We start from the raw sequence: 15,895 nt of genomic DNA, 5'->3' as shown, positions 1-15,895 counted from the left end.
AAAACGCGGCGTCAGGACGATGAGTGACCTTACGAAAATCATGCTTTCGGCGGATGAAACCGGGTTTGCGCGGGCTGCGGACCTTTGGAAATCGTGCGGTTTGGTCGCGTTTCCCACCGAAACGGTCTATGGGCTTGGCGCGGATGCGCGCAAGGATTTGGCGGTTGCAAAGATCTTTGAAGCCAAAGAGCGCCCGACCTTCAACCCTTTGATCGTACATGTCGCGTCGATCGCCGCCGCGCAGGAACTGGTTCATTGGAACGACGACGCGGATCGGCTGGCGCAGGCCTTTTGGCCCGGACCTCTGACTTTGGTTTTACCGTTGAAAGACTCGGCGGGCATTTCGCCACTGGTGACGGCGGGAAAAGACACGCTTGCTGTGCGTATGCCAGCCCATCCGGTCGCGCAGGCTTTGCTGGCGGCCTTCCAGGGCCCAATCGCCGCACCCTCGGCAAACCCATCAGGACGGATCAGCCCAACCGAGGCCACACATGTCGCCGAAGGGCTGGGCACGCGCGTTAATGGTATCGTGGACGGCGGCGCCTGTGATGTGGGTGTCGAAAGCACAATCGTTGGCCTGTTTGACGCCCCGACTTTATTGCGCCCCGGTGGATTGCCTCTTGAGGCTATAGAGGCCGCGATTGGCACTCCCCTCAAGACGCTTTCAGGCCAAATCGCAAATGATGACCTGACAGCGCCCGGGCAACTGGCCTCTCACTATGCGCCCGGTGCGCAGGTGCGCTTGAACGCAACTCAGGCCCATGACGGCGAAGTCATGTTGGGCTTTGGCGATATCGCCGGAGATCTGACACTCTCAGCCTCTGGCGACCTTCGAGAGGCGGCGGCCAATCTTTTTCACCACTTGCATCGTTTGGACAAAATGGGCGCACAAGGGATCGCAGTGGCGCCGGTGCCTAATCATGGGCTTGGCCTTGCCATAAATGATCGCCTAAGCCGCGCCGCTGCACCACGCGATCTTTAGGCCCGTCCGGCTGTTCCCGACAAAAGCTGCGGATCAACGCCGATCTGTTTCAGCGCACCGTCCCATTTGTGTTCGTCCTCTTCGACGAAGATCAGATGTTGATCCGGTTCCGCAATCAGCCAGCTGTTTTCTTTGATTTCATCTTCAAGCTGGCCCGGCCCCCATCCAGCGTAACCAAGGCTAAGGATGGCAAATTCTGGTCCAGACCCGCGATTGATTTCTTCTAGAACATCCAAGGTGGCTGTCATCGAAAACGAGTCCGTCACCTTAAGGGACGCCCCCTCAGAATTGTAGTCTGACGAATGCAACACAAACCCGCGCCCCCGCTCGACCGGTCCGCCAAAATGCACGGGCAAACGATGGGAATCATCGGGCTGATTATCATCCTGCTTGGCCAAAATCTCGGACAGCTTCATAAATCCGAGGAATTTGTTCACGATCAAACCCATCGCCCCCTCCTCGCTATGCGCACACATAAAGACGACGGAACGGGAAAAACGAGGGTCTGCCATGCTCGGCATAGCCACTAACAACTTGCCGGTAAGGTCAGAATTTTCATCAAAAGGCACGAAAAGGTCCGGAAACTTAAAATATCTGATTTCTAAAGTGGAGTCTGACGCTCAAAGGTTCAAGCGCAATTTCCTTTAGTTTACAAATGTAACACGCAATCGCTTGAAAGTGAGTTGGCATTTACCACGCACTCGCGCATGTCTCTATGTATGAAAACCACACGTTTTGCGCTTAGCGCCTCATTTATGACAGTCCTTTTGTCTGCTCCGATTGCGGCGCAGGGCTCGGATTTGCACCTGCCTGATATCACGGCGGAAATCGTGCAGGGCTGGACCCGTGCTGACGGCAGTATGATCGGCGCATTGCGTATTTCGATGGCAGGCGGTTGGAAGACCTATTGGCGCACGCCGGGCGATGGCGGCATTCCGCCTCGCATGGACTGGTCTCAATCGCGGAACTTGAAGGGCATGTCGGCGGTTTGGCCTGCACCAGAGGTTTTCGTTGATAACGGTATGACGTCCTTTGGGTTTGTCGACGAGTTGATGCTCCCGCTGATTGTCACGCCTCGCAAAGATGGTCGTGATGTCGAACTGAACGGGTTTTTGCAGATTGGAGTCTGCAAAGAGGTTTGTATCCCATATTCGCTGGATGTCAGCGGATCTCTGGACCCATCTCAAACCAAGATCGTCGCACCCATTGCCGCGGCGATGGCTGAACAGCCCTATTCCCCAAAAGAAGCTCAGGTCAGCAAGGTCAGCTGCCGTATTGCTCCGTCAGATGATGGGCTGGCGGTCAGTGCCCTCATCGACATGCCATCCACAGGTGGCCGCGAGTTTGCGATCATTGAAACGACGAACCCAGAGCTTTGGGTGCAAGAGGCCGTTGTCACCCGCGACGGGTCTCAGTTGACGGTGTCCAGCGATGTGATCCATGTCGAGCAAGCGCCGTTCTTTTTGCAGCGCAGTGACATGACGATCACCGTGATCGGCACGGACTATGCGGTCGAAATTGAAGGGTGTCAGGCGGGCTGACGCCCCCGCCTGCGCAGCGCCAGAACAAGACCAGCAATCGCGTAGCTGACAATCACCAGCACCAGAACGCCTGCCAAGAAAAGTCCCATCGCCGCGAAATCTCCGTCCTGAGGAACCCAGCCTGGCAAAGCATTCGCAACAAGCGGGTGCAGGGTTTGGTAGACCAGTGACCACCCGAGCGTCAAAACCAGCCACCCCGCGATCGCCAAACTCAACGGTACCATCACTAACTGAGTCGCGCGTGCCTTCATCGCGTGTCGCAGCGCGGTGAACTGGCGTGCCACATCCTGCTGCATCGCCAAAAGCGCTGGCACCACGATCAACACAAGCAGAACGCCAAACCCAAGGCCATAGACCAGCGTGATCACCGTCGGCTTCAGGAACTGAGCCTGAACAGAGCGTTCAAACAACAAAGGCGTCAGACCCAAAACCGTCGTCAATGTGGTCAACATCACGGGCCGCAACCGATCCGCTGTGCCTTCGATGATCGAGGGCACCAATCCGCGCTCTTTGGCGTGTTCATCAATCGTCGTCACCAAAACAATCGAGTCATTGATGATGATCCCCGTCATGCCCAAAAGGCCCACCACGGTGAACATCGACAGAGGCACATCCCAGTAATTGTGGCCCCAAATCGTGCCGACCAAGCCAAACGGAATGATCGCCATCACAACCAGAGGCCGCGTCCAACTGCTAAAGACCCAGGCCAAAACCAGATATATCGCAGACAGGCACAGGATCAGGCCGGTACGCGCGTCGTTGAGGAACTCGTTTTCCTGCTCTGCCAGACCTGACAGACGCCATTCCACCTGCTGTACACTGGCGATTTCGGGCAAGATCTCTTCTTGCAAGGCGCGTTGGATCTCCGTCGCTTGATCTGCGTTGTCCTCGGAAATGTCGCCGGTCACCGAGATCACGCGGATGCCGTTCTCGCGCCGCACGGTCGAAAAGCCGGTGCGGCGGTCCACGCTGACGATATCGGCCAAGGGGACATAGTTCCCGTCCGGCGTGCGCATCATGGAACGCTCAAGGAAATCGGACGTCAGTTCTCCGTCCGGCAGTTCGATCTGGATTGAGGCCGTCCGCACCCCGTCAGGATAGGTCGCTGCCTCAAGCCCGTTTAGACGATGACGTAGGACGCGCCCAAGCCCGTCAATCGTAAAGCCAAGCGCCTGCCCTTGTGGGGTAAGCTCGAGGATCAACTCTTCTTTGTCATAAGGCAGCGTGTCTTCGACCGCAGACACCTCGGGGTACCGCAAAAGCGCTGTTTGCAACTGCTCAGAGGCAGCTTTGAGCGTTTCCGCATCGGCGCCGTAGAACATCACATCCAAGGCGTCCCCACCGGGACCAGATCGCCAACCACGGAAGCTGATCGTCTCAGCCAAAGGATGCCGGTTCACGCGATCCTGCAGGTCGGCCACAAAGGCGAAACTGGAATAGGGCCGCAGATCCGCGTCAATCAATTCAATCGAAATCGCGCCCAGCTGATCCGCCGTCCGCTGATCCGCGCCTGCCAAACCTCGGCCAGAGTTGCCTCCGACCTCGGCGATCACAAAGGCTAGCGGGTTACGACCGTGACGTTCTTCGTATTCCTTGCCCAAGGCCTCTGTCGCCCGCTGCATTTCACGCATCATGGCCAGCGAATCCTCGCGGGTCGCATCTGAGGACATCAGGAAGTTGCCCGTGACCGATCCCCGTTCCGGGGCGTTAAAGAAACGCCATTGCACTTCACCCGTCATGAAAACGCTGATCTGAGTGGCCAAAAGCGTGATCGTCCCCGCCAGAACCGGGTAACGGGCCCAGATTACAAAGGCCATAATACGGCGGAATATCGTATCGCGGAACCAGCGGAAGCCGTGGTTCACGACTCGGCTTGGCCAATCGTACCAATGCTCTTTCGCGCTATGCACAAGCGCGTGGCGCATGTGGTTGGGCAGGATCAGGAAACACTCAACAAGCGAGGCGATCAGCACCACGATCACGGTGAAGGGGATATCGATGATCAGATCGCCGAAACGCCCGCCAACGGCTGTCAGGCCAAAGAAGGCGATGACAGTGGTGAGCGTCGCCGCAAAGACCGGCATGAACATCCGACGTGCCGCATTCTCGGCGGCGACGGCGGGGGCTTCGCCCAGCCGTCTGGCGCGCGCGTCGGCGTGTTCTCCGACCACGATAGCGTCATCCACCACAATGCCGAGCGTGATAATCAGCCCGAACAAAGAGATCATATTGATCGTGATGCCTGCCAAATACATCAATGCCACAGCGGCACACATGGCGACGGGGATCCCGGCTGCGACCCAAAAGGCGATGCGCGCATTCAAGAACAGGAACAACAGCATCAAAACAAGGCCGAGCCCCATTAATCCATTGTCCAACAAGAGGTTCAAACGCCCGCTGATCGCTTCAGCGCGGGTGCGGATCAACTCGATGCTCGCGCCTTGCGGCAGAGTGGCTTGCAGAGCATCGGCCACGGTTTGCACCTGCTCTTGAATGGCAATCGCGTCGCCTTTTTCAGACCGGTCCACGCGGACGGAAATCGCCGCGAGGTCTCCGACAAAATAGCTGCGGGTGCGGTCGGCGCCTTCGACAATCACCGTGCCAATGTCACCCACAGTCAGCGAAGACCCATCCGCATTGCTGCGCAAAACGATATCGGAAATCTGCGCGGCGCTGCGTTTTGCCACGCCTGTACGCACGCGCGCATTCGCGCCTGCAACGTCTCCGGCAGGGTCTGCATCGACCTCTTGCGCAATCGCTTCGGCGATTTGGGCCATCGAGATGTCATGGGTGATCAAATTGGCCGAGGGAACTTCGATCACGGTGCGCGGCGCGGCAACGCCTCGGATCGTGGTGCGCGTGACGCCTTCGGCAAACAGCCGCGTCACGAATTCATCCGCAAAACGCCCGAGTTGTTCCGCATCAAGCGGGCCGCTGATGACCACATCGGTCACACGATCTCGCCACGCGCCGCGCCGGACATTCGGATCGTCCGCATCCTCAGGTAGCGTGGAAATCGCATCCACCGAGGTCTGCACATCATCCGCTGCACGCGCCATGTCCCAACCGGGCTCAAAGTCCATCGTGATCGAGGCGCGCCCTTCTGTCGACCGCGCCTCGGTGCTTTCCACGCCTTCGACGCTTAGCAATACCGGTTCCAGCACCTGCACAATGGCGCTATCGACGTCCTCGGCCCCTGCCCCATCCCAGTTTACGGATACGGTCACATTGTCGATGATCACATCCGGAAAGAATTGCGCCCGCATCTGCGGCGCAGCCGAAAAGCCAGCCATGATCAGGATGACCAGAAGAAGGTTTGCTGCTGTGCCGTGGCGCACGAAATACGACAGGATGCCTTTGGCTGAGTCAGATACGCGGGACGCCATGGCTTAGCCCCCCATTCTCTGTTCGAGGCGATTGACCAGCCGCGCGGGTACCTCATTGCCCTGAAGCTGACCCAGAACCCGTTGTTTGGCCTCGGCGGGCATCCGGTTGTTGGCTTCGACAAAGGCCACCAGTTTTGCGCGGCGCTCATCCGTTAGGGCAACCATTTCCGGCGCCTGAGGCGCTTCGATCTTGGCCCCTTCGCGGATCGGCTTCACCTTGATCCCAACACCCAAAACCGGAGACAGGCGGGCGACGACTTCGCGGCCCGCGAGCTCGCGACCGCGCACGATGATCTGATCTTCTTGTCGACGCAACATGCGCACGGGCAGGGCTTCGAGGCGATCCCCTTCGCCCAGCACCAAGACATCGCCTTGCGGCGTCAGGGCTGATGATGGGATGGCAATCACGTTGTTCAGGACAGGCTCCTGAACCGAGACTTGCACGAAGTCATCGGGCTTAAGACCCCTAGGCGCATCCAGAGTGGCAAAGACCAGACGTCCGGTTTGACCCTCACCCACGGCTGCACTGTCGCGGCTGATTTTACCTGTCGCAGTCAGATCGATGCCACTGACATTCAGCGCAACGGTCACGTCCGAGGCATTGAGGCGGCCATTCTCATCCAGAAGCCTTGCATACTGCGCTGTGGACACCCGAAAGGCCACTTCGAGGGCGTTTGGATCGATAAGCTGGGCGATGCGTTCATTGGCTGTCACCAAGCCTCCGGTCACGACAGAGACCTCGGCGAGCGTGCCCGTGAAATCGGCGCGGATCATGCGATCCTCGAGATTGCGTTCGGCTTCGGCCACAGCGATGCCTGCGCGCTCGAGCGAGGTCGCGGCCTGATCAACGCGGGCTTCGGCATTTGCAAGCGCCTGCCGACGGGACAAGGTAGATTGGCGGGCCGAGGCGAGGTTCAACTCAGCGGCTTCAATCGCTGCCGCTGTACCAACGCCGCGCGCCTCAAGATCCTGCTGACGCGCTAGCGCTTTGGCGCGCAGTTCTGCCTGCTCCATCGCAGCGGACACATCGTCCTGCGCCAAGAGCAATCCGCGATCCGCGTCGCGTACCTCGGCCTCCGCTTCGCGCCATTCTGTTTGGGCGCGAGCCAAAGCGTCGCGTGCATCGGCATCATCGATCCGCAGCAACAGATCGCCAGCCGCGACTTGCCCACCTTCTTCGAAGTCCTCAGAAAGCTCTACAATCGCACCTCCCGCAGCGGTCCGGAGTTCAAGCGTGCGGCGGCTTTGGATTTCGCCAAACACTGTCAGAACAGGCGCGATATCAGCGGGCGTTGCGGGTACAACATTGACGGTAAAGACGCGTTCCCGCTGCGGTGGTGTGCGCGGTTCCTGCGACATGCGTTCTTCGACCGCACCACGGATCAGATTGCCTGCCATCATCAAAAGCGCAACCGTCGCGCTTAAGAGGAACAGCCCAGCCAGACTTTGTCTCAGAAATCGCATCCTAACCCTTCCTTGTGCGGCTATCCCACTCAAACAGCGATGAATTATCGCTCAGATGGGGCACATTTACCAATCACCCGTAAGTTATACGGTCGTGGTCAGCATTTCCGTCTAAACTAGTTTGAGAAATTGTGCAGCGCGGCGAAATTTCAAGAAAAAATCGATTTTTTCGTGAAATGTTGCGGGATTTACCCTTTGCTCCGCGCCAGATGTTCGTCGAGTCTCGGCAGGATTTCCACGAAATTACACGGCATATGGCGGTAATCGAGCTGATACTTCAGGATCTCATCCCAGGCATCCTTGCAGGCCCCCGGACTACCCGGCAGCGCGAACAGATATGTCCCCTGCGCCACGCCGCCTGTCGCGCGGCTTTGCACCGCGGACGTGCCGATTTTCTGCATCGAGACCATCGTAAAGACGGTGCCAAAGGCATCGATCTCTTTTTCATAGACGTCACGATGTGCCTCAACAGTCACGTCCCGACCGGTAAGGCCCGTCCCGCCGGTCGAGATCACCACGTCGACGTCCTCACGCGCGCACCACGCCCGCAATTGATCGGCAATCTCGGCGCGTTCGTCCTGCAGGATCATGCGATCCGCGATTTTGTGACCCGCCTCTTCAATACGCTTCGCCAAAGTGTCTCCGCTTTTGTCATCGGCGGCTTTGCGGGTGTCGCTGACGGTGAGGACGGCGATATTAACCGGAATAAACGGGCGAGTGTCGTCAATGCGGCCCATCAGCTTTTCTCCAGAATGGCCAGTCGCAACGCGAGGGCGGTGAAGATAGTGGCGATGACATAGCCAATGCCGCGTTGGAATTTGTTAGACCCCGCCATGGCTTGGCCGAGCCCGCTTGCGAAGGCTCCGACAAGGCCATTCACGAGGAAGCCGTTAATGGCAATGATCGCACCATACATGAGAAATTGCACGAAAACGCTGCCCTGCGTTGGGTCTACGAATTGCGGGATGAAGGCGAGCACGAAGAGGATCACCTTGGGATTGCTGAGGTTCACAAAATACCCCTGCCGAAAGGCCTGCAGCGAGGTCAGCCGGACCGATTCACCGGACTGCGTGCTGGACCGCAAGGCGGTGACAGCCAAATACAAAAGATAGCCCACACCGATCCAGCGGATCACATCAAAAATCCAAGGAAAAGCGGACATCGCAGCGCCAAGGCCCAAGCCGGCGATTGTCACATGGGTCATCGACCCCATCGAGACGCCCGCGCTGGCGGCAAAGGCTTGTTTGGGTCCAGAGCGCAGCCCCTGCCCCAGACAGAACAACATATCCGCCCCGGGGGTGAGGTTCAGCGCAATCGCGGCCGGAATGAAGGCGAGAAACAGATAGAAATCCATCGGGTCACTCTTTGTCTCTGAGACGAGATTTCAACTCCAAAAGGTCCGCCCAGGCCTCGCGTTTGGCATGTGGGCTGCGCAAGAGATAGGCGGGGTGGAACATGGGAAGCGCAGGTTTACCGAAGGCTTCCGCCCATTCACCCCGCAGTCGGGTAATGCCGCGTTTTCCAAGCACGCCCTGGCAGGCGATATTGCCCATGAGAACTAGAATATCTGGGTTCGCGAGTTCCACATGGCGCTGCACGAAGGGCATCAGCATGGCGATTTCATCGGGCTTTGGATCGCGGTTCTGCGGAGGACGCCACGGCAGGATATTGGTGATATAGACACTGTCCTGAGGAGACTCAGATCCGCGCGACAACTCGATGGCCGCGAGCATCCGGTCCAACAGATGGCCTGCACGTCCCACGAAAGGACGGCCCTCGCGGTCTTCGTCACGGCCTGGCGCTTCGCCAATAATCATGAGTTTTGCCTCAGCGTTGCCGTCTGAGAAGACCAGAGACTGCGCGCCGCGTTTAAGGTCGCAATGGTCAAAGCTTTCGAGTGCGGATTTCAACGCCGCAAGATCACCCGCGGCCTGCGCCAAGGATCGCGCGACCTGCACCGGATCGACCTCGGGCTTTTTGACAGGCACGACAGGCGCCTCAGCCTGAGGTTTTGGCTTTTGCGCAGGGGCCTCATAGCGATTGACCGGCGCATCCAGAATGGCCTCGGTCGCGCCAAGCTCGACCTGCCATTCCAACAATGCGCGCGCCGTATGATAATCCATCGCTGATTCCATGACTGCGAGCCTATCCTTTGCGGCACCCTTCGGAAACCACATAAGCGTGCGCCTCCGGTGGGGATATTTTCAGCAAGAGAAACAGGGTGGCTTGTCGTGCTGCACCAAGGTTTCTATAAGCGGCGAAGATCACCACAAGGGAGCCGTCCATGAGTTTTCGCCAAAAGCATCTTTTGGGGATCGAGGCGTTGCGGCCTGACGAGATCACAAGCCTGTTGGATCTTGCCGATCAATATGTCGATCTGAACCGGCGCGATGTGAAACATTCCGACGCGCTGACCGGGCTGACCCAGATCAATATGTTCTTCGAGAACTCGACCCGCACGCAGGCGAGTTTTGAGCTCGCGGGCAAGCGTCTGGGGGCTGATGTGATGAACATGGCGATGCAGGCGAGCTCGATCAAAAAGGGCGAGACGCTGATTGATACGGCGATGACGCTGAATGCGATGCATCCGGATTTGCTGGTGGTGCGGCACCCGCATTCTGGCGCGGTCGACCTGCTGGCGCAGAAGGTGAATTGTGCCGTGTTGAATGCGGGCGACGGCAAGCATGAACATCCGACGCAGGCCTTGCTGGATGCCTTGACGATCCGCCGAGCGAAGGGCCGTTTGCATCGGTTGAACATCGCGATATGTGGTGACATCGCCCATAGCCGCGTGGCGCGCAGCAACCTGATTTTGCTTGGCAAAATGGAGAACCGTGTGCGCTTGGTCGGCCCTCCGACCCTGATGCCAAGCCAAATTGGCGAATTTGGCGTTGAGGTCTATGAGGATATGGCTGAGGGGCTGAAGGACGTCGACGTTGTCATGATGCTTAGGTTGCAGCGCGAGCGGATGGATGGCGGTTTTATCCCATCGGAACGCGAATATTATCATCGCTATGGTCTGGACGCTGCAAAGTTGAGCCACGCCAAAGATGATGCGATTGTCATGCACCCAGGCCCCATGAACCGCGGCGTCGAGATTGACGGAGAGATTGCGGACGATATCAACCGCTCGGTCATTCAGGAACAAGTCGAGATGGGGGTCGCCGTGCGCATGGCCGCGATGGACCTTTTGGCGCGCAACCTGCGTGAGGCCCGCGCCAATGCTCCGGTGGAGGTATAGATGGAAGACCCGAAAGATCCGAAAATGAGCGGCCGCGTGGCCACCGTCGCCCTTTTGGTGATGTTTGCCATTGTGGGCCTTATGGTCTGGGTTGGCGGATAAAGGATCGGTTGTGGCGCAGGATCGGGACATTGGGATCAAGGCGCTGATGGATCAGGGGTTTGATCTTCATGGCGGCGAAGAGGTTTTGGATGCCTTTCGCCCGAATTTCCTGTCCTTCCTGCAACGTAGTCTGGTGATCGGGATTTTAACCACCTTGGGGTTCGCCCTTGTGCCAGGCCTCTCGATCAGTTTCGCCGCGCAGGTGGTGTTGGCTCTGATCGTCGTGGTGCTCTGGTTCTTTGTCTTTGACGAATGGCAAGAGTGGCGTGATCGTGGCGACGATCTGTGGATCCTGACCAACCATCGATTGTTTTTGGTTAATCTGCGAGAGGACGATAGCGTCAGCTGGTGGAACCTGTCTGATATTCAGTCGGTACGGCCTGTCTTTTGGTGGAGCCTTCGGATCAGGGCGCGTGACGGGCGGGCGACCGTCATGAGCTACGTGCGACCAGATCGTAGACTGAGGGATCGCATAATGAACGCGAAAGACGGCAATGCAGATGGCTGATCTTTTGCACATTGCACCGGGCGAGCGGGGGACTATCCGGATATTCTCGGTCGACATGGACGCAAGCGCGCGACACAAGATCCTTCATCCCAAGCCTGATACAGCGCCCACGGGGGCGGCGCTTGGTGCCTTGCTGGGAATTGACTGGATCGATCCGGATCACGCGGAGCTTTTTGATGTCTCGGACTTGGATGATTTGGGCCTTGTGGGCTTTCTCGGCCAAGGGGCGGGCGTTTCTGAAAAAGACCTAATGCCGCATCGCGCTTTGCTTGATGGCCTAAAAGGTACTCTTTTGATCGTCTTTGCGCGTGGGTTCGCAAGTGACACCGAAAACTTGAGGCCCGCGGCAAATGTAACGCCGGTCCTGTATCTGTCGGAAGCAACGACGCCGGTCCATTTTGAACCCCTAAAAAGCCAAGCCTCCGAGGGCACTTTGGGCACCTCAGCGCCTGCCTCGCAAAGCCCGCATCTGACAGTTCTGGTGGCGATATTGGCTTTGCCGATCTTGGCGCTGATCCTCGGCGCAGTGCTATGGGGCCTGATGCGATGACCAGCCACGCCCAAGCAAATTTGTTGACGCCCGAAGCCAGAGAGGGCATGTCGCGTCAAACGCGCCAAGACCTGCAGAAAGAGATGACATGAAGACAATTTTCATCAATGCACGGCTGATTGACCCCACATCAGAGCAAGACCTTGTCGGCAGCCTTCTGGTCGAAGACGGCGTGATCTCGGCGATTGGGGCGGATATTTCGGTACCCGACGCGGCAGAGGTTGTGGATTGTGAGGGACTCTGCCTTGCCCCGGGCATCGTCGACATCGGCGTAAAGGTTTGCGAACCGGGTGAGCGTCACAAAGAAAGCTATCGATCGGCAGGGCTTGCGGCGGCGGCAGGCGGGGTCACCACGATCGTCACGCGCCCGGACACGAGCCCGGCGATTGACACGCCCGAAACGCTGGAATTTGCCACCCGCCGTGCCAATGAAGCCGCTCCGGTAAATGTTGTCCCGATGGCAGCGCTGACCAAAGACCGCGCGGGCCGCGAAATGACAGAGATCGGCTTTCTGATGGACGCAGGCGCTGTGGCCTTCACCGATTGCGACCATGTTGTGGTCGACACCAAAGTCTTTTCCCGCGCGCTGACATATGCGCGCAGCCTCGGGGCGCTGGTCATTGCGCATCCTCAGGATCCGGGTCTGTCCAAAGGGGCTGCTGCGACGTCGGGCAAATTCGCGTCTTTGCGCGGTCTGCCAGCGGTGTCCCCAATTGCCGAGCGCATGGGGCTTGATCGCGACATCGCCTTGGTAGAAGTCACCGGCGCGAAATACCACGCGGATCAGATCACTGCCGCGCGTGCGCTTCCTGCGTTGGAGCGCGCCAAGGCCAATGGGTTGGACATTACAGCGGGCACCTCGATCCATCATTTGACGTTGAACGAGCTGGACGTTGCCGACTATCGGACCTTCTTTAAGGTCAAACCACCTCTGCGGAGCGAGGACGACAGGCAAGCCATTATTGCCGCTGTGAAATCAGGCTTGATCGATGTGATCAGTTCGATGCACACGCCACAAGACGAAGAGAGCAAGCGCCTTCCATTTGAAGAAGCCGCCTCCGGGGCCGTCGCGTTAGAGACACTCCTGCCCGCGGCGCTGCGTTTGTATCATTCTGACCTGATGACGCTGCAAGAATTGTTCCGCTCGATGTCCTTCAATCCCGCCCAGAGACTTGGGCTTGCTAGCGGCCGCCTTGAGGCCGGAGCCCCTGCCGATCTGGTGCTGTTTGATCCGGATGCCCCCTTCGTGCTGGATCGTTTCAAATTGAAATCCAAATCCAAAAATACGCCGTTTGACGGACAACGATTGCAGGGCAAGACACGCGCGACCTATGTTGGCGGACAGGCGGTTTATCAGAACTGACGCCCCTAAGACGGAGCATGACAATGCCAGACTTCACCACAGCCCCTTCGCTTTTGGCCCTTGCCGCCCTGCTTGGCTATCTGCTTGGGTCGATCCCCTTTGGCATGGTGCTTGCGCGGGTGATGGGCTTGGGCAACCTGCGCGACATCGGATCAGGCAACATCGGAGCGACCAATGTTTTGCGTACCGGATCCAAAACCGCAGCGGCTCTGACGTTGATCTTGGACGGAGGCAAAGGGGCTGCCGCTGTTTTCGCCGTACGGGCATGGATCGGAGAAGACGCGGCTCAGATTGCCGGAGTGATGGCTTTTTTCGGCCATTGTTTTCCGGTGTGGCTGCGGTTTCAGGGTGGCAAGGGAGTCGCCACGTTCCTTGGCCTTATGCTGGCGCTTTACTGGCCTGTGGGCATCGCCTGTTGTTTGACTTGGCTCGCGACGGCAGTTGTGTCGCGGATATCGTCCCTCTCGGCTTTGGTGTCGGCGTTTAGTTCTGCGATTTGGTTGAGCCTTTTGGGTCAACCTTCGCTCATCGCGGCTGCGATTTTGATGACTTTGGTGATCTTTTGGCGCCACAAGGACAATGTTGCGCGTATTGCCGTTGGGAAAGAGTCGCGTATCGGACGCAAATAGACCGAAGGTTTATTTTATACTCCCGTAAATCATTTATAAATCATTAGGTACTTTCCTTACATCAAACTCATTTTCGTTTTGCCGTGCTCGTCAAAGGCAATGCGTTGGATTGTAGAACGGGGCACCTATGAAACTCGTCTTCTTACATGCCGTATTGCTAATGCTTGCGAGCGCGTCCCAGGCATTGGACTGCGGATCAGCGCAATGTGACGCAAGCCAAGACGACGTGATCATTGCCGCTGTCGCACAAGAAAGTTCCCCAAACAGGAAGGCGAATTCGAAGAAACCATTGCCGCACTGGACCGTCACGGCAACACAGGATGTGTTTTCCGATCAAGTGCTTGTTTCGGTCTCGACCCCAGCGTCCAAACCGGTGAAATGCCGCTGGGGAACCAAGATCCCCAAATTGGTTATGGAATGTCGCGATAATAAAACGATCGCGCGGTTCGAAACACATTGTCGGATTTCCACTAGTGTCTACGATGACTATGGCGATGTGACGTATCGCGTCGACAAATCCGACGTGAAAACGCTGCGGTTTTCAGAAAGCGATGACAACAGATCAATGGGGCTGTGGGAGTCAGAAGATTCTGTTCCCTTCATCCAATCTTTGATGAATAGCGAGCTTCTGGCGGCCAAAATCAAACCTTATTCAGACGAGCCATTCGTTGCGTTTTTCGACACGACTGGGCTGTCGAACGCTATTGCTCCGATCCAAAGCGCCTGCGGTTGGGACAGCTTAGACCTTAGTAACTAAACTCTCCGTAGATCTTGGTCAGATCCCCTGCCCAATCACCGTGGTATTTCGCCAAGAGTTCATCTGCCGGAACCATACCGCTGTCGATGCTTTCTTGCAGTGCATTTAGGAAGTGTGTCTCATCCGGCACCAGCCCACCCGCACCCGCTTGCGCGCGCGCCTTTAGTCCTGCTTCGCTGATTGTCAGAACCTCGCGCGCGAGGTCGTGCATGTTGATGTCACCGACTTTGGCTTGCAGGCCGTGAACGCTCGCTTCAACGCGCAGCGCTTCGCGTGTTTCGGCATCCCAGCCTTTCACGAGGTCCCACGCAGCATCCAGCGAGCTCTGATTATACATCAGCCCGACCCAAAACGCAGGTAGAGCACAGAGCCGCCGCCACGGGCCGCCATCCGCGCCGCGCATCTCCATGTATTTCTTAATACGCGCCTCGGGGAAGGCTGTCGTTAGGTGGTCTGCCCAATCTGACAGGGTCGGCACTTCGCCCGGCAACGCAGGCAGCTGACCATTCAGGAAGTCACGGAAGGACTGACCTAAAGCATTGATATATTTGCCATCGCGATAGACAAAATACATCGGTACATCGAGCGCATAGTCCACATAGCGTTCAAACCCCATGCCGTCCTCAAAGACAAACGGCAACATGCCGGTGCGCGCGTCATCCAGATGACGCCAGATATAGCTGCGCCAGGATTTGTGATTGTTGACCTTGCCCTCAAAGAAGGGCGAGTTCGCAAACAGCGCAACAGCAACCGGCTGCAACGCCAAAGCGACACGCAGTTTTTGCACCATATCGGCCTCAGATCCGAAATCCAGGTTCACCTGCACTGTACAGGTCCGACGCATCATGGCGCGGCCCATCGTGCCGACTTTCTCCATATAGTCGTTCATCAACCGATAGCGGCCTTTCGGCATCAACGGCATCTCGTCATGCGACCAGATCGGAGCCGCACCCAGACCGATGAACTTCGCCCCGATCTCATCGGCAATATCCTGGACCTCGCGCAGGTGGACGTTCACCTCGTCACAAGTCTGATGGATTGTCTCCAGTGCGGCGCCGGAAAGCTCAAGTGCCCCGCCGGGTTCCAAACTGACATTCGCGCCTTCTTTTTCCAGGCCGATCAGCTTGTCCGCCTCCATCACCGGAGACCACCCATGCCGATCACGCAGCCCTTCTAAAATCGCCAAGATCGAACGCTCTCCGTCATAGGGCAGAGGCTTCAGCGTGTCTTTGCAATAGCCGAATTTCTCGTGTTCCGTGCCGATGCGCCAATCTTCCTTGGGCTTACAGCCCGAGGCCAGATATTCCGCGAGTTGATCGTGGCTTTCGATGGGTCCGCCACCGGATTGAGGTATCGACATATGGCGCTCCGG

The 15,895-nt window shown here is 57.6% G+C and carries 15 protein-coding genes; 8 read left to right on the top strand and 7 right to left on the bottom strand.

Annotation, left to right across the window (positions count from 1 at the left end; translation table 11 throughout):
* The first annotated feature begins 19 nt into the window (after window positions 1-19).
* Window positions 20-982, top strand: a complete 963-nt coding sequence (locus WG622_RS12225) for an L-threonylcarbamoyladenylate synthase (RefSeq protein ID WP_339403844.1) — start codon at window positions 20-22, stop codon at window positions 980-982.
* On the opposite strand, the gene WG622_RS12220 is transcribed toward WG622_RS12225, so the two are convergent.
* Window positions 979-1,494 (bottom strand): YqgE/AlgH family protein, encoded by a 516-nt coding sequence (locus WG622_RS12220; protein WP_438839168.1) that lies wholly within the window; start codon window positions 1,492-1,494, stop codon window positions 979-981. The genes WG622_RS12225 and WG622_RS12220 overlap by 4 nt on opposite strands.
* A gap of 243 nt (window positions 1,495-1,737) precedes the next feature.
* Here WG622_RS12220 and WG622_RS12215 point away from each other — a divergent pair, with 243 nt between their 5' ends.
* Window positions 1,738-2,523, top strand: coding sequence for a protein-disulfide reductase DsbD domain-containing protein (locus WG622_RS12215; protein ID WP_339403842.1), 786 nt, complete (start codon window positions 1,738-1,740; stop codon window positions 2,521-2,523).
* Here WG622_RS12215 and WG622_RS12210 read toward each other — a convergent pair.
* The 5 genes from WG622_RS12210 to WG622_RS12190 all read right to left on the bottom strand — a co-directional run bounded on the left by WG622_RS12210 (window position 2,511) and on the right by WG622_RS12190 (window position 9,508).
* A complete protein-coding gene (locus WG622_RS12210) occupies window positions 2,511-5,909 on the bottom strand; it encodes an efflux RND transporter permease subunit (RefSeq protein ID WP_339403841.1) in 3,399 nt (1,132 codons plus the stop codon). The two genes, WG622_RS12215 and WG622_RS12210, sit on opposite strands and share 13 nt — an antisense overlap.
* A 3-nt stretch (window positions 5,910-5,912) precedes the next feature.
* Window positions 5,913-7,373 carry an efflux RND transporter periplasmic adaptor subunit gene (locus WG622_RS12205; RefSeq protein ID WP_339403840.1) on the bottom strand — a complete coding sequence of 487 codons (1,461 nt, stop codon included), beginning with the start codon at window positions 7,371-7,373 and terminating at the stop codon, window positions 5,913-5,915.
* Between the two features lie 188 nt (window positions 7,374-7,561).
* Entirely contained in the window at window positions 7,562-8,110 is a 549-nt protein-coding gene (gene moaB, locus WG622_RS12200; RefSeq protein WP_339403839.1) for a molybdenum cofactor biosynthesis protein B, read from the bottom strand.
* Window positions 8,110-8,727, bottom strand: a complete 618-nt coding sequence (locus WG622_RS12195) for a LysE family translocator (RefSeq protein ID WP_339403838.1) — start codon at window positions 8,725-8,727, stop codon at window positions 8,110-8,112. Before WG622_RS12195 ends, moaB begins: the two co-directional genes overlap by 1 nt.
* Before the next feature lie 4 nt (window positions 8,728-8,731).
* Window positions 8,732-9,508, bottom strand: coding sequence for a uracil-DNA glycosylase (locus WG622_RS12190; protein WP_339403837.1), 777 nt, complete (start codon window positions 9,506-9,508; stop codon window positions 8,732-8,734).
* Window positions 9,509-9,657: 149 nt separating this feature from the next.
* Here WG622_RS12190 and WG622_RS12185 point away from each other — a divergent pair, with 149 nt between their 5' ends.
* The 6 genes from WG622_RS12185 to WG622_RS12160 all read left to right on the top strand — a co-directional run bounded on the left by WG622_RS12185 (window position 9,658) and on the right by WG622_RS12160 (window position 14,523).
* Complete coding sequence (locus WG622_RS12185) at window positions 9,658-10,614, top strand: aspartate carbamoyltransferase catalytic subunit (protein ID WP_339403836.1); 957 nt, start codon at window positions 9,658-9,660, stop codon at window positions 10,612-10,614.
* A 112-nt stretch (window positions 10,615-10,726) separates the two neighbouring features.
* Window positions 10,727-11,224, top strand: a complete 498-nt coding sequence (locus WG622_RS12180) for a hypothetical protein (protein ID WP_339403835.1) — start codon at window positions 10,727-10,729, stop codon at window positions 11,222-11,224.
* Window positions 11,217-11,774 (top strand): hypothetical protein, encoded by a 558-nt coding sequence (locus tag WG622_RS12175; protein ID WP_339403834.1) that lies wholly within the window; start codon window positions 11,217-11,219, stop codon window positions 11,772-11,774. Before WG622_RS12180 ends, WG622_RS12175 begins: the two co-directional genes overlap by 8 nt.
* Window positions 11,775-11,862: 88 nt before the next feature.
* A complete protein-coding gene (gene pyrC / locus WG622_RS12170) occupies window positions 11,863-13,137 on the top strand; it encodes a dihydroorotase (protein ID WP_339403833.1) in 1,275 nt (424 codons plus the stop codon).
* Between the two features lie 23 nt (window positions 13,138-13,160).
* Window positions 13,161-13,766 carry a glycerol-3-phosphate 1-O-acyltransferase PlsY gene (gene plsY, locus WG622_RS12165; RefSeq protein ID WP_339403953.1) on the top strand — a complete coding sequence of 202 codons (606 nt, stop codon included), beginning with the start codon at window positions 13,161-13,163 and terminating at the stop codon, window positions 13,764-13,766.
* A gap of 127 nt (window positions 13,767-13,893) precedes the next feature.
* On the top strand, window positions 13,894-14,523 hold the full coding sequence (locus tag WG622_RS12160; protein WP_339403832.1) for a hypothetical protein: 630 nt from the start codon (window positions 13,894-13,896) through the stop codon (window positions 14,521-14,523).
* On the opposite strand, the gene WG622_RS12155 is transcribed toward WG622_RS12160, so the two are convergent.
* Window positions 14,513-15,883 carry a glutamate--cysteine ligase gene (locus WG622_RS12155; RefSeq protein WP_339403831.1) on the bottom strand — a complete coding sequence of 457 codons (1,371 nt, stop codon included), beginning with the start codon at window positions 15,881-15,883 and terminating at the stop codon, window positions 14,513-14,515. The genes WG622_RS12160 and WG622_RS12155 overlap by 11 nt on opposite strands.
* Window positions 15,884-15,895: the final 12 nt, after the last annotated feature.

Origin of the sequence: Cognatishimia coralii (assembly GCF_037478305.1) — a bacterium.
GTDB classification, from domain to species: Bacteria; Pseudomonadota; Alphaproteobacteria; order Rhodobacterales; family Rhodobacteraceae; genus Cognatishimia; species Cognatishimia coralii.
This window is presented reverse-complemented; position numbering and strand designations above follow the sequence as displayed.

What these genes read in the sequence shown, in the direction of transcription:
- WG622_RS12195 (WP_339403838.1), bottom strand. Translation starts at nt 8,727, where the DNA reads ATGGATTTCTATCTGTTTCTCGCCTTCATTCCGGCCGCGATTGCGCTG.
- WG622_RS12175 (WP_339403834.1), top strand. Translation starts at nt 11,217, where the DNA reads ATGGCTGATCTTTTGCACATTGCACCGGGCGAGCGGGGGACTATCCGG.
- WG622_RS12215 (WP_339403842.1), top strand. Translation starts at nt 1,738, where the DNA reads ATGACAGTCCTTTTGTCTGCTCCGATTGCGGCGCAGGGCTCGGATTTG.
- WG622_RS12225 (WP_339403844.1), top strand. Translation starts at nt 20, where the DNA reads ATGAGTGACCTTACGAAAATCATGCTTTCGGCGGATGAAACCGGGTTT.
- WG622_RS12185 (WP_339403836.1), top strand. Translation starts at nt 9,658, where the DNA reads ATGAGTTTTCGCCAAAAGCATCTTTTGGGGATCGAGGCGTTGCGGCCT.
- WG622_RS12160 (WP_339403832.1), top strand. Translation starts at nt 13,894, where the DNA reads ATGAAACTCGTCTTCTTACATGCCGTATTGCTAATGCTTGCGAGCGCG.
- pyrC (WP_339403833.1), top strand. Translation starts at nt 11,863, where the DNA reads ATGAAGACAATTTTCATCAATGCACGGCTGATTGACCCCACATCAGAG.
- WG622_RS12205 (WP_339403840.1), bottom strand. Translation starts at nt 7,373, where the DNA reads ATGCGATTTCTGAGACAAAGTCTGGCTGGGCTGTTCCTCTTAAGCGCG.
- WG622_RS12210 (WP_339403841.1), bottom strand. Translation starts at nt 5,909, where the DNA reads ATGGCGTCCCGCGTATCTGACTCAGCCAAAGGCATCCTGTCGTATTTC.
- WG622_RS12190 (WP_339403837.1), bottom strand. Translation starts at nt 9,508, where the DNA reads ATGGAATCAGCGATGGATTATCATACGGCGCGCGCATTGTTGGAATGG.
- WG622_RS12220 (WP_438839168.1), bottom strand. Translation starts at nt 1,494, where the DNA reads ATGGCAGACCCTCGTTTTTCCCGTTCCGTCGTCTTTATGTGTGCGCAT.
- WG622_RS12155 (WP_339403831.1), bottom strand. Translation starts at nt 15,883, where the DNA reads ATGTCGATACCTCAATCCGGTGGCGGACCCATCGAAAGCCACGATCAA.
- plsY (WP_339403953.1), top strand. Translation starts at nt 13,161, where the DNA reads ATGCCAGACTTCACCACAGCCCCTTCGCTTTTGGCCCTTGCCGCCCTG.
- moaB (WP_339403839.1), bottom strand. Translation starts at nt 8,110, where the DNA reads ATGGGCCGCATTGACGACACTCGCCCGTTTATTCCGGTTAATATCGCC.